This is a genomic window from Pseudoalteromonas sp. NH0006-26 (assembly GCF_057552415.1).
Map to the genome: position 1 here is coordinate 249,432 of NZ_BAAJMJ010000005.1, position 14,374 is coordinate 263,805.

General features: G+C 39.5%; 7 protein-coding genes. 5 read left to right on the forward strand and 2 right to left on the reverse strand.

Translation table 11 applies throughout. From position 1 onward, the window contains the following. Positions 1-96 precede the first annotated feature (96 nt). Both AC27JR_RS09925 and topA read left to right on the forward strand, forming a co-directional pair. Positions 97-3,408, forward strand: a complete 3,312-nt coding sequence (locus AC27JR_RS09925) for an autotransporter outer membrane beta-barrel domain-containing protein (RefSeq protein WP_487173474.1) — start codon at positions 97-99, stop codon at positions 3,406-3,408. A gap of 249 nt (positions 3,409-3,657) precedes the next feature. Further along, positions 3,658-6,366 carry a type I DNA topoisomerase gene (gene topA / locus AC27JR_RS09930; RefSeq protein ID WP_487173475.1) on the forward strand — a complete coding sequence of 903 codons (2,709 nt, stop codon included), beginning with the start codon at positions 3,658-3,660 and terminating at the stop codon, positions 6,364-6,366. A gap of 164 nt (positions 6,367-6,530) precedes the next feature. Here the strand turns inward: topA and AC27JR_RS09935 are convergent, their stop codons facing one another. After that, positions 6,531-6,773: a hypothetical protein gene (locus AC27JR_RS09935; protein WP_487173476.1), complete on the reverse strand. Its 243-nt coding sequence runs from the start codon at positions 6,771-6,773 to the stop codon at positions 6,531-6,533. Positions 6,774-7,016: 243 nt separating this feature from the next. Between AC27JR_RS09935 and AC27JR_RS09940 the strand changes: the two genes are divergently transcribed. Continuing rightward, the gene (locus AC27JR_RS09940; RefSeq protein ID WP_487173477.1) at positions 7,017-7,571 is read left to right on the forward strand and encodes a TIGR00645 family protein; all 555 of its coding nucleotides are present in this window, start codon (positions 7,017-7,019) and stop codon (positions 7,569-7,571) included. Between the two features lie 60 nt (positions 7,572-7,631). Here the strand turns inward: AC27JR_RS09940 and AC27JR_RS09945 are convergent, their stop codons facing one another. Next, on the reverse strand, positions 7,632-9,272 hold the full coding sequence (locus AC27JR_RS09945) for an alpha-glucosidase family protein (RefSeq protein WP_487173478.1): 1,641 nt from the start codon (positions 9,270-9,272) through the stop codon (positions 7,632-7,634). Between the two features lie 659 nt (positions 9,273-9,931). Between AC27JR_RS09945 and AC27JR_RS09950 the strand changes: the two genes are divergently transcribed. Further along, entirely contained in the window at positions 9,932-12,724 is a 2,793-nt protein-coding gene (locus AC27JR_RS09950) for a TonB-dependent receptor (protein ID WP_487173479.1), read from the forward strand. A gap of 117 nt (positions 12,725-12,841) precedes the next feature. Further along, complete coding sequence (locus AC27JR_RS09955) at positions 12,842-14,335, forward strand: tryptophan halogenase family protein (RefSeq protein WP_487173480.1); 1,494 nt, start codon at positions 12,842-12,844, stop codon at positions 14,333-14,335. Positions 14,336-14,374: the final 39 nt, after the last annotated feature.

Here is a 14,374-nt window from a genome sequence, read left to right on the forward strand (position 1 = left end):
TCGCAAAAAAGAGTAAAAATCTGAGATTTTAGACTAAGTTATAGGTTAACATTAAGTAAATAAGTTTAACTTAGTAACTGTCCAGTGGAGAAACCTATGCCTTTAACCCGTTTGCTCAGCATTATATTGCTCAGCTCATTACTCATCGCTTGTGGCGGTGGTGGCTCACTTGAGAAAGAGGGCAGCGTCGGTGGTAACAATGGTGGAACAACACCTGATACACCTTCATACATCTTAACGATTAAAGGCTATACACAACTTGATGGAACACAATCTAATGAAGTTACAGCCGAATCTCCTTTAGATATAAAAGCTACTTTGAAAAAAGATGATGCTATCGTAGCGGGTGAACGTATTACTTTTTCACTAGTAGATGAAATTGGAGAATTATCACCGCTTTCAGCATTGACTCAAACCGATGGTGTTGCCACTGTAGAGTTAGGGGCAGGAACAGATGCTGGTGCTGGAGTTGTCACCGCTACTTACACTCTTGATGGTGATAGTTACGAAGCGTCGTTCGCATTTCAATCAACGGGTGGCCAAGGCGGAGACTCAGGCATTTCTGGTTCAACTACTTTATCAGTGACTATTACAGATAAAATGGGTGAAAAGTTTACCGAAGCAAACCCTGTCACGTCTATCAACCCGGGAACGGTTGTAGCTACTTTGAAAAAAGATGGTGTTGCGCTTAGCGAGGAGCTAATTACATTTAAAACAAACTTTACGGGTAAAATTACCCCAGAGCTTGGAACGGCTATTACAAATACTGCTGGTGAAGCGCGTGTAACACTTTCAAGTGGTAACTTTAAAGGGGCAGGGCAAGTTGTTGCAACTTATGCTCAAGCTAATTCACAGCAACTGAGTAACACAGGTGTCTTTTATTCTTCAGGTGATTCTGCACCGACCGATCTTGCCCAATACTCACTTTCAGTAAGTTTATTAACGGGATGTAATGCTGGTTGGGATAGTAATCGAAATAATATAGCGTTAGATCCAACAGATCCAAATACAGGATGTACTGTTACCAATACGATTTCTTCATCAGAACTTGGTGAAGTGTTTATTGAAGTAATTGATGAGCAAAACGGTGTAGGCGTAAAAAATGCGCTCGTTAATACACAAACTAATCTTGGCTCTGTTTTACCCTCATCAGGTACGTCTTTGACAGATAATTTTGGTATTGCCTTGCTAAAATTACAGCCTGGTAATACAGGTGGGGCGGGCACTATTTCAGTATCTGCTTTAGGTATCAGCGGTGCTACCAATTTTGCTGTTGGTATTGCCGATTTAACACTTGAAGTTGACAATGGATTAAATACCGACAGTAACGGCAATATAATCCCACTAAAAGCAGGTGGAAGTACCGTTATTGAAGTCACGCTTCGCGATGAGGATGGCAATCTATACTTAACACCTACTGATGTAGAGTTTACTTCTACCTGTGTTAGTAGCAACCAGTCTGTAATTGATGCGTCTGTTAAATCTTCAGGTGGTATTGCAACCTCAACATACCGAGCAACAGGTTGTGGTATAGATGATGATATAAATATTACCGTTGAAACGGGTGGAAAGAACTTCACTGAATCAACTATTATTCCAGTTGAAACGTCAGCCGTTCAATCAATTCAATTTGTTGATGTAAGTGAAACGTTTATTGCGCTTCCACCAGGTGAAGGTGGTGCACCAACTCAATCAATCGTAAGATTCAAATTGTTAGATGCCGATGGTATTGCAGCAACCCAGCAGCGTATAGACTTCAAATTAACTGATTCAACAGGCTTAGCAAAATTAACATCTTCTAGTGCAAGTACCGATAGCAGTGGTTTTGTACAAACAACGGTTACATCAGGAATTGTACCTGGCCCATTGGTGGTTAAAGCATGTTTTATACCAAAAGAAGACTTAGACAGTCTCCCTGCTGGTGATGATTTAACTTGTTGGGTTGATGAATTCGATTTTTGTCAAGCTAACCCGTTAAATGCTCGTTGTCCAACTGGAACTCTCAGTTTAGTTCCGTTATCAGAGCAAATTAGCTCAGTATCTTCTCAATTAACGTTAGCATCAGGTGTTACTGATCAAAATAGTTTTGACGCAAGCCCTGTTACTTACAATACAAATTCGCTTAATTATAACGGAGTAACAACTAACATATCGGTTTACTTTGGTGATCAATTTAATAACTACAATGGTGATGGTGTTGAATCAACTATCTTAGCTGAGGCAGGTGTTATAGGTACAGCTAACCGAGAAGAGACATGTAAAACCACAAATGCAACATGTACAGTCACTTGGCGATCGCAAGGTGAACGCCCATTTTATGATAAAAAATGGGGTAACCGGATAGGTGAAATTGACGGTGATCCAACTACAACCGAAGGGGTAAACCCCAAAACGGGTGAATTAAACTGTGACCCATATTTTGGTTTGGCTGCTCCGTGTATTAACGGAATTAAGCGTGCTAAAAATGATCCAGATGGTGTTGTTATGGGTGGACGCGTGAGTATTCTTGCTATCACTAAGGGCCAAGAAAACTTTGTTGATGAACAATCAACTACCGGTGTTCAACGTCGCAATGGGCTATTTGATATTGGCGAATATTATGCAAGCTATGACTTGCCTGAGGCGTTTATTGATCACAATGAAAATGCTGCATTTGATAAAGCAAACTGTGGTGATGCGAACAATCCAGCGACAGATGCATGTTCCGAACTAAATTCAAGAGGTGGACATAACGAAACATGGCGTGATCTGAACAATAATGGCATTTATGATAGCGCCGATGGGAAATACAATGGTTTATTATGTAGTGAGGCTGCAGAAGCTATTGATGAGTGTTCTCGTGAATTAATTGAAGTTAGAAAAAACTTTGAGCTTGTTATGTCAGGAGACGACCCATATCTCAGATTCTCAGTGCTAAAAACCACAGAGCTTTTACCTGCTCCTTATGAGATTTTTGTTCGCGCTGATTGTTCAAGCACTTTTGCTGGTGTATTTGAGCTATCTGACACAAAAAATCGTTGTGATGTAAACTCAATTGATTTATCGGCTAATAATGTTGCTAATCCAGCATATGATGGTTCAGATCTAACTATACCCGCAACAATTGATATCGGGTTGACTGGTATTGGAATCCGCATACATTACACCGATGAATTTGGTAACCCTTTACCTGCAGGGACGACAGTGACTCTTTCAACCTCTAATGGTGATTTATCTATTATTGAAACAAATGATGTGATACCAAATACCAATAGAGATAAACCAATGTATTCTGATGTGCGAATATCACGTGAAGCTGAAGGTAACGATAAAGTGGATGGTGTTTTATCTGTTACATTTGAGTTCACCACTCAGACTGGAGTGACTAAAACTGTCAAAAAAGGGATAGCCATATTTGACGACAAATAATATTTAATCAGCTAAATGCCAACCAATAAGGTTGGCATTTTTGTTTCTATTCTATATATTCCACATCAATTATTCAAAAAACGCTGGTTTGTTTAAATTAACAACAGAAATTGTTTGTTTATTCAGTAAATACTGAAAAGTTTGTATTAAAAGCTTGTAAGAACTAGTGTTTGTAGATATACCTATAAATATTCGCGCCGCATGAGTCGGCTAAACACATTTAAAAAACTAGGTTAGAAATAGGCAACTATGGGCAAATCGCTAGTAATTGTAGAGTCACCTGCTAAGGCTAAAACAATTAATAAATACTTAGGTAATGATTTTATCGTTAAGTCCAGTATTGGACACGTACGAGATTTACCTACATCAGGATCGGGCAAAAACAAAGTACCAGCAAGCAAAACACCTGCTGAGGTTCGTAAAATGCCACCTGATGAGAAAGCAGCGTATAAACAGCAACGTGACTATTCTAACTTAGTCGCGCGTATGGGAATCGATCCTGAAAAAGGGTGGGAACCACATTACGAAGTATTGCCGGGTAAAGAAAAGGTTGTTCAAGAATTACAAAAGCTTGCCCAAAATGCTGATCAAATCTATCTCGCAACGGATTTGGATAGAGAAGGGGAAGCAATTGCTTGGCACCTTCAAGAGCTGATAGGCGGTGAGCCTGAAAAGTATAAGCGCGTTGTGTTTAACGAAATCACTAAAAATGCAATTCAACAAGCGTTTGAAACTCCGGGTGAATTGAACACCGATATGGTTTATGCACAGCAGACCCGTCGTTTCCTAGACCGTGTTGTAGGTTTTATGGTTTCGCCTTTATTGTGGGCTAAAGTTGCACGAGGTTTATCGGCAGGACGAGTTCAATCTGTTGCAGTGCGGTTATTAGTAGAGCGCGAACGTGAAATTAAAGCGTTTATTCCTGAAGAATTTTGGGATATCCATGCAGATGTTAAAAATAGCGAGTCTGATTTACGTTTAGAAGTCACTAAACAAGCAGGCAAGCCATTTAAACCTGTAAATGAGGCACAGGCTACAGAAGCTGTAAAAAGCCTTGAGAGTGCCGAATATAAAGTTTTAAGCGTTGAAGAAAAACCAAGTAAGAGTCGCCCAAGTGCGCCATTTATTACTTCAACCATGCAACAAGCAGCCAGCACTCGACTCGGTTATGGCGTTAAAAAGACCATGATGCTTGCGCAGCGTCTATATGAAGGCGGTTATATTACCTATATGCGTACCGATTCAACTAATCTATCAAAAGATGCGGTTGAGATGTGTCGTGAGTATGTAACCAATGAGTTTGGTGCGAAATATTTACCAGCAGATCCAATTAACTACAGTTCAAAAGGCAATGCACAAGAAGCGCATGAAGCAATTCGTCCTTCTAGCGTATCGGTACTTTCAGGACATGTTGAAGGTGTTGATGCCGATGCGAAAAAGCTTTATGAGCTTATTTGGCGCCAGTTTGTGGCTTGTCAAATGGTGCCTGCTGAGTACGACTTAACCACATTAACCGTTGCCGCCAATGATTTTACATTAAAGGCAAAAGGGCGTGTGCTTCGCTTTGATGGTTGGACAAAAGTACAGCCAGCAGTGCGTAAAAAGAACGAAGAAGATCAATCACTTCCTGCTGTTAAGCAAGGTGAAGTTCTCACCTTAGTTGAGCTTGATCCTAAGCAGCACTTTACCAAGCCGCCAGCACGTTTTAGTGAAGCGAGCTTAGTTAAAGAACTTGAAAAACGTGGTATTGGCCGTCCTTCAACTTACGCGTCTATCATTTCGACTATTCAAGACCGTGGCTATGTTCGAGTAGAAAATCGCCGCTTTTTCGCTGAAAAAATGGGTGAAATTGTTACCGATCGCCTAGTTGAAAACTTTACTGATTTAATGAACTTCGATTTTACCGCTAAAATGGAAGGTCGTTTAGATGATATCGCCGAAGGCGAGCGTGTTTGGACGCAAGTTCTCGATAAGTTTTATGCCGATTTCTCAACCCAGTTAAACATTGCTAAAGGCGAACCAGATGAAGGCGGGATGCGTCTGAATCAAATGGTAGAAACCGATATTGACTGTCCAACCTGTGGTAGAAAAATGGGCATTCGTACTGCTTCAACGGGCGTATTCTTAGGCTGTACAGGTTATAACTTGCCACCTAAAGAGCGCTGTACTACCACTATGAACTTAGTGTCGGGTGATGAAGCGGTTGCAGCTGATGTTGAAGACGTTGAAACAGAAACATTAATGCAAATGAAGCGCTGTCCAATTTGTGAAACAGCGATGGATTCATATCTTATCGACGAGACCCGTAAACTACATGTGTGTGGTAATAACCCAGCATGTCAGGGTCATGTTGTTGAAGAGGGTACCTTTAAAATTAAAGGCTACGACGGCCCTATTATCGAATGTGATAAATGTGGCGCTGATATGGAGTTAAAGTCAGGTCGATTTGGTAAGTACTTTGGTTGTAACAACGATGAATGTAAAAATACCCGTAAGTTGTTAAAAAATGGCGAAGCTGCGCCGCCAAAAGAAGATCCAGTTCATATCCCTGAATTAGAATGTGAAAAGTCTGAAGCCTATTTTGTATTACGTGATGGCGCGGCCGGTATTTTCTTAGCTGCAAATACGTTCCCTAAATCACGAGAAACACGCGCTCCTAAGGTAGAAGAGTTACAACGCTTTAGAGATCGTATTTCGCCCAAGTTTTACTACCTAGCTGATGCACCAGCCAAAGATCCTGATGGCAACTTTGCTGTTGTGCGTTACAGTCGTAAAAACAAATCTCAATATGTGATGACTGAGGTTGATGGTAAAGCAACTGGTTGGACGGCTCATTACGAGGGTGGTAAATGGGTAGAAGAGGCGAAGAAAAAAGCTGCGCCTAAAAAGAAAGCCGCCGCGAAAAAAGCCCCCGCTAAAAGTAAAGCAAAACCAAAAGCTAAAAAAGACGGCGAATAATTAATTATTCACCGCTTTAATAATAAAAAACCGGAACGCACAGCCTGTGACAGTTCCGGTTTTTTTTTGCAAGATTAAACCTATCGCAATGGCGTTTTTAATCTGATTTTTTCTTTCAGGATTAAAAATGTAACCAATTTAGGTTCGATCCGCTCAATTATTCATTAAATTTTAACAGCAGTGACTTTGTTATAGCCTTCAGATGTTAGTTCATCATTCACACACTTTAAAACGTAGTTATAAAGCTCTTCATTGCTTACGTCGTCTTCTTTAGCCCAACTAACGCACATTTCTGTGAATTCTTGAATCGTTTCGGCTGAAGCGTCTGTAGAATCGTTTGCAACTGCATTAGCAGCTGAAAAAACGAAAAAAGGTGCAACGATTAACGCGAGTAATGCTTTATTCATTTTCTTATTCCTAAAAATGGAGTAACAATCGAATTATGCAATCAAATAATGTCTGCATAAAACAAGTGTAACCAAGCCAGAACATCTCTGTTGGTAAGTTGATTTTTAATCACAATTCACACAAAGGAAAACGAAATATTTTTATCGTCAGGATAAGCGTATTGCGTACCTGTCTCTGGGTTTAAGTGATTGTGTTACAGTTAAATTTAAGCTAATGTCGCGTTTTAATTTTTAGGTGCCCTTATGTCAGAGCCACACACAAATAATACAAATAAAAAAATACAACCTGTTCATAAAGTAGAGCACGCGCTTGAGTCGTTTATATTTAAAGGACGCTGGTTACTCGCCCCGTTTTTTGTAGGCCTATTATTTGCAGTGGTTTTACTACTTATAAAGTTTTTTAAACAGCTATATTTGATGGGTATCGCGACGTTTACTGCCAGTAATCAGGAGTTATTAGTTGGTATATTAACGTTAGTTGATACTGCTTTGTTAGCAGGTTTGTTGCTGATTATTATATTTAGTGGCTACGAAAATTTTGTCTCTAAGCTTAATATTGAAAATCATGAAGACCGCCCTGCATGGATGGGAAAAGTGGGCTTTTCTGGTTTAAAAATGAAGCTGATCAGTGCAATAGTAGCCATTTCAGCCGTTGAGCTGTTAAAGGTCTTTATAAGTTCTGCGTCTCATTCTAATGATGAATTACTCTGGAAAGTGCTGATACACGTCACCTTTGTTGTATCGGGGGTACTTTTTGCATTGACCGATTATTTAAATAGTAAAACAGTTAACCACTAAAAATTTGCTATAAAAAACCCGAGCAATGCTCGGGTTTTTTATTTGTAATAATTTTAAATATTAACTGCAGCGGGCGTAATAGCAGCCAAAAGGTTCAACAGTCAGTGTTGCATTGTTAAGCTGTGCGTTGTGATGAGAAAGCGCGCTATGTTCTTTTTCAACACTTACATCAATAACAAGCTCTGCTTTTGCCCCGCTTAAATTGAATACACATAACATCTTTTCTTCGTTTAATGTGCGGTAAAACGCCAAAATTGGCTCGGCAGTTTGTAAAAACTCAATATCACCTTCAAGTAATACCGGCTGGTTTTTACGCCAGGCCATAAATTCACGGTACGCATTTAATATTGAGTTTGAATCACTTTCTTGTTCAGCAACTGCTTGTAGCCTATGTTGTTGATCAACAGGTAACCACGGTTTTACCTCACTAAATCCTGCATTGTGTGCATTGCTTTGCGAGTTATCGAGGTTTTCCCAAGGCATTGGGGTACGACAGCCATCGCGACCTTTAAAGTTTGGCCAAAACGTAATGCCGTAGGGGTCTTGCAAATCCTCAAAGGCGACGCTGGCTTCACCGAGTCCGAGTTCTTCACCTTGATACATACACACGCTGCCACGAAGAGAGGCAAGCAGGGCAGTCAACATTTTACATTGCGCTGGGTTTACCTTTCCCGTTTCACTCCAACGGCTAGCAACACGTTCTACGTCATGGTTACTAAATGCCCAGCAAGGCCAGCCTTCAGTCATACGTTGTTCAAGTGTAGTAACAGTGTTTCTTATATACTCGCTCGAGTAATCATCCGTTAATAGCTCAAAGCTGTAACCCATGTGCAGTTTATCGCCACCTTGGGTGTATTCTGCCATCGTGGCTAATGAATCTTCAGATGAAATTTCACCCAGTGATACGGTACCAGGGTATTTGTTAAGTAAAGTGCGAATATCACGCATAAACTCTATGTTTTCAGGCTGCGTATTATTGTAGTAATGATACTGAAATGCATACGGGTTATCTTCGCTAAAGCCACGGCCTTGACGTTTTTCTTTTGGTTTAGCTGGGTTATCACGAAGCAAAGCGTCATGATAGCAAAAGTTAATAGCGTCTAACCTAAAGCCATCCACGCCTTTTTTAAGCCAAAACTCAACATTGTCTAGTACGGCTTGGCGAACGTCAGGGTTGTGAAAGTTAAGATCCGGTTGTTCAGTGAAAAAGTTATGTAAGTAGTATTGTCCACGACGCGGCTCCCACTGCCATGCACCGCCACCAAAAATAGACAACCAGTTGTTTGGTGCTGTCCCGTCTTCTTTAGCATCGGCCCATACATACCAGTCAGCTTTATCGTTGGTTAAGTCTTCACGACTATCAATAAACCATTGGTGTTGATCTGAGGTGTGGCTTAGCACTTGGTCAATAATAATTTTAATGTCGCGTTGATGTGCTTGTGCAATTAACTCATCAAAATCATCTAAATTACCAAAAATCGGGTCAATATCACGATAGTCGCTAATATCATAACCAAAATCTTTCATCGGCGATTTAAAGAAAGGTGAGATCCAAATAGCATCCACCCCTAAGCTTTTAATGTAATCAATACGATTTATTATCCCTTTTAAATCACCAATGCCATCGTTGTTGCTATCTTGAAAGCTACGCGGATAAACCTGATAAATAACCGCACCTTTATACCATTGCTTTTGGGCCATGCTTTTCTCCGTTTTCACACTGTCTTTGTGTTGTTCTTTTTTTAGAGGTAATAATCCCCGTTTATTTGAAAAAGCATACTTGAAGCCTGTCATACTGTAAAAATCCTGCATACGTATGCACCGATTTTAAGGTATTAAAACAGGATGAACTAATCGTTCAGGCAATCGATTTGAGTCGTGGATTATTCTTATTATATTTTACCAATTCTAATATGGAGTTGTTAATTTATTGTTTGCGCTGTTTAGGTGTACAAAAACAAAGGTCTGCACTGAGTTGGTGTTTTTAGTTATTGGTCTTACCAATTTAATTTGTGTAGATAATGTGTTTAGTAATTAATTAAAAAATAAAATTTCCTTGCTTCTCTTTATCAGTGTTTTATGAACGGTTTATTTCATAAAAAAATAAATGATGGTTAGCACTAAACTCATAAAATACTCTTGCACCAAAATAACCTATTTTAAAACAGTTGGTTACATGTTGTTTTGTAAATTTAATGTTAAATTTGTGCGTGCAGTGCTATTTTGAATACGTATGCATAAAGTTGTTAATAAAATAATACGAGCGTTAATATTCATTCCGACAACAAAATAAGCTCGCATGTTTAACTATCACTTAAGCAAGTAAGCGGGTATCACATTATGGGTAACGGGAAAACATTATGGCTATGTTCAAACCAAGTATACTAACGCTAGCATTAATTGCTGCCGGATTATCAAGCTTTGCCACCACTGCGGCACAAGAAGAAACAATAAAAAATGATGATGTAGAAATCATCGAAGTGAAAGGTTTTCGCGGTAGTGTTGTTGAATCAATAAATACTAAGCGTTTTTCAACACAGGTGGTTGAGTCAATTTCTGCTGAAGACATTGGTAAACTTCCAGATACATCTATTGCAGAGTCAATCGCACGTTTACCAGGTTTAACAGCGCAACGTCTTGATGGCCGTGCTAGTCGTGTAAGTGTTCGTGGTTTTAGCGAAAACGAAAGCGCAACAACATTTAATGGTCGTGAGCAAGTATCGATTGGTGACAACCGTGGTGTTGAGTTTGACCTTTACCCATCAGAAATAATGAGCGGCGTAACCGTTTATAAAACACCAAGTGCCAGTATTGAAGCTGAAGGTATTGCCGGTGTAATCGACATGCAAACGGTAAAGCCTTTAAGTAAAGGCGAGCGCGTGATCATGTTTAATGGTCAGTTAGAGCAGTCAGGTTTTGATAAGCTAAATCCTGATGGTGATGATAAAGGCTTTCGTGGCACAGTTTCATACATAGATCAGTTTGCAGATGACACTATAGGTGTTGCATTTGCTTACAACACAATGAGCTCACCAAACCAAGAAAAACGCTGGAATTCTTGGGGATACCCTGAATTCGACGTTGATGGACAGAATTATTCAATCTTAGGCGGCGCCAAACCATTCGTACGTTCATCAACACTTGAACGTGATTCAGCGATGCTAGTAGTGGAAGCAGCACCAAATGATCGTCTAAACATGACGTTTGATGCGTTATATGTAGATTTTAACGATGAAAAAATCTTACGTGGTATTGAAGTACCTTTCGCCTGGGGTCAAGGTAGCATCGACCCAAATAGTGTTACTGTAGATGAACAGTCTGGCTTTATCACCAGTGCAACAACGCAAGGTCAACGCGTTGTAGTTCGCAATGATGTTGAAGAACGTGATGCTGAATTAACGCAATTTGGATTTAATACTAAATATGACATTGACGATTCATGGTCGGTAGAGTTTGATGCGAGCTTATCTGAAGTTGAGCGTAAGGACTGGAGCTTACAAAGTTATTCTGGCACAGGCCGTGGCGATGCAAACGGTATTGCTGACAACATTGGTTACTCACTTGATGGCGGCAATACCGGCGCCAAATTTAGCCACGAGTTAGATTATAGTGATTATGCTTTAATTCAGTTAGGTGGTCCTTTGTCATGGGGAACCAGCTCAGCGCTAAATAATAAGTACGGCTTAAATGATACGGCTTATCAAAACACCGCACAAGATGGCTTTATTAATGCACCTGAAGTTAATGATGAACTACATACTTTAAAACTAGCAGCAAGCAAGCTATTAGAAAACGATTACTTAAGCAAAGTAAGTTTTGGTATGTCATATCGCGACCGTGAGAAGAGTAAAAAGTCTGAAGGGTATTACTTAACATTAAGCGATTTCTCATTAGATAATCCTGGTACGCTTGTCGTTCCAGAGCAATATCGCCTCGGAACAGCTAGCTTAGGCTTTATCGGTATGGGGGATATGATTGCCTATGATACCCGTGCACTAGTTGACGATGGATATTATGACTCAATTCAAGAAAGTTTAACGGATATAAAACACACTACGCAGTCGTACACAGTTCAAGAAAAAGTTACGGCGTTTTTTGTTCAAGCTGATATTAATGCTGAAGTAGGTGAACTACCATTAACAGGTAACTTTGGTGTTCGCTATGTTAGAACTGAGCAATCTTCGCAAGGTTTTGCGGCTGTGCCGAATGACGTGACTGGTCTAGTTGAAGCCGTTCCTAACAATGTGTCACACGATTATAGTCATGTTTTACCTAGTCTTAATTTATCTTTAGCGCTAGATGAAAATCAAACTGTGCGTTTTGGTGCCGCTAAAACTATCTCACGAGCCCGCCTAGATGAAATGAATGCTTCTGTTAATGCGAGCTACAATTCTGAGCGTCCTGATGAGAATGGCAACTATTGGTCAGTATCTGGTGGTAATCCTACACTTGAACCAAAAGAAGCAACGGGTTTTGATTTTACTTATGAAAACTACTTTAGTGCAGAAGGATACTTCTCAGCGGCTGTATTTTATAAAGACTTAAGCCAATGGATATTTGATGGTGTATACGAAGTTGATATGTCAGGAGTTGCTAACCCTTCAACGGGTGAGATACCAGAGAATAGTACCGGTACTGGATCAGGTAAAGTGAATGGCGGTGGTGGAGATCTTTGGGGCTATGAATTGTCTCTTGCTCTACCGTTTAATATTTTTAGTGATTCATTAGAAGGTTTTGGTTTAATTGCCAGCCATACAGGAATTGAACAAGATATTGAAGATCAAAACGGTAATGAATACGAATTACCTGGTTTGTCGGATAAAATTGAAAGCTTAACTTTTTATTATGAAAACTATGGCTTCCAAGCACGTACTAGTATGCGTAAACGTAGCGACTTTAAAGGTGATATTTACAACGCAGGTTATGAAACTCAGCAAGTGAATATCTTAGGTGAAACAATTTGGGACGTACAAGTTGGTTACGATTTTGGCGAAGCAGGTGTTGAGAGCTTAGATGGCTTAAATGTGACATTCCAAGTACAAAATATCACTGAAGAACCATTTACAACACTAAGTGGTGATAATGCTTTACAAGTGCGTGATTACCAAGATTATGGGCGTAACTTTATTCTTGGATTTAGCTACAAACTTTAACTGAAATTTAGTTAAGTTATTAGCCCTTGTAATTAGTTTTACAAGGGTTTTTTTATAGCTACTTTACCTAAGTTTTATCAAACTTTTTAAATCTGATTTAAAAAAGTGAGCAATAATATGAAGCCAATAAAACATGTCGTCATTGCAGGCGGTGGAACAGCTGGTTGGATAACCGCAGCACTACTTAATAAAGTGTTAGGTAAAGTAATTAATATTACCCTTATTGAATCAAGTAGCATTGGCACTATAGGTGTGGGAGAGGCCACTATTCCTCCTATTATTGGGCTTAATAATGCGCTCGGTATTAATGAGCAAGATTTTATAAATGCTACTAATGCGTCTATCAAACTGGGTATAGAGTTCGAAAATTGGAAAACACCAGGGCATAGCTACATGCATGCATTTGGCTCGTTTGGTAAAGATTTTCCCTTTTGTGACTTTTATAATTTTTGGGTAAAAGGGCACATTAATGGCAGTGAGGATTCTTTATGGGATTTTTCTCTTAACTATCAAGCCGCTAAACAGCAAAAATTTACGCTACTAAATACTATTCCTAATACTCAATTACCAGGACTTAGTTATGCTTTTCATTTTGACGCCACTTTATATGCTGAATATTTAAAAAATCTTGCATTATCACGCGGCGTTAAACACATTGATGCAAAAATAGAACGCGTTAATCAATGCCCTGAGACAGGTAATATCACCAACTTAACACTTGACGATAATAGCCAAATCCAAGGGGATTTATTTATAGATTGCACAGGCCAGCGCGCACTTTTAATTGAGCAAACTCTCAATACGGGGTTTGTTGATTGGTCACATTATTTACCTTGCGATAGTGCTGTTGCAGTGCAATCAACAGGCAGTAACGAATTAAAGCCCTATACGCGCTCCATAGCACATGCCGCAGGTTGGCAGTGGCAAATTCCGCTACAAAATCGAACAGGTAATGGCTTAGTGTATTGCAGCCGTTATTTATCGGATGAGTCAGCAACCGCGCTTTTATTAAATAACTTACCGGGTGAGCCAACAACAAGTCCGCGTTTAATTAAATTTAAAACAGGTCGACGTTTAAAGCAGTGGCATAAAAATGTAGTCGCAGTAGGGCTCTCTAGTGGATTTTTAGAGCCCTTAGAGTCTACTAGTATTCACTTAATACAAAGTGCGGTCACACGTTTAATTAAGTTGTTTCCTCATAATGGGGTTAGTGATGCGTTAGTAACTGAATTTAATAAGCAAAGCATCAGTGAAATCGAGCATATTCGTGACTTCATTATTTTGCACTATAAATTAACTGAGCGAGAAGACACCCCATTTTGGCGTCAATGTAAGCAAATGGAAATTCCTCAATCGTTAGCGCATAAAATGGATTTATTTAAACAAACGGGCAAAGTAGTGCGCGAAAACGACGAGTTATTTGCAGAAGTAGCTTGGCAGCAAGTATTTATAGGTCAAGGCCTAATACCAGATGACTATAACAGTATTGTTGATTCATTAAGCAGTGAACAACTAACGGATTTATTCGCAACGTTAAAAACCCTAATAAATTCAACGGTAGATAAATTACCTACTCATAAAGAGTTTTTAGCTAAGTTAAAAACAAACTAAGTGACGTGACATGGTGCTTTAGTTGCGGGTTAATTGTCA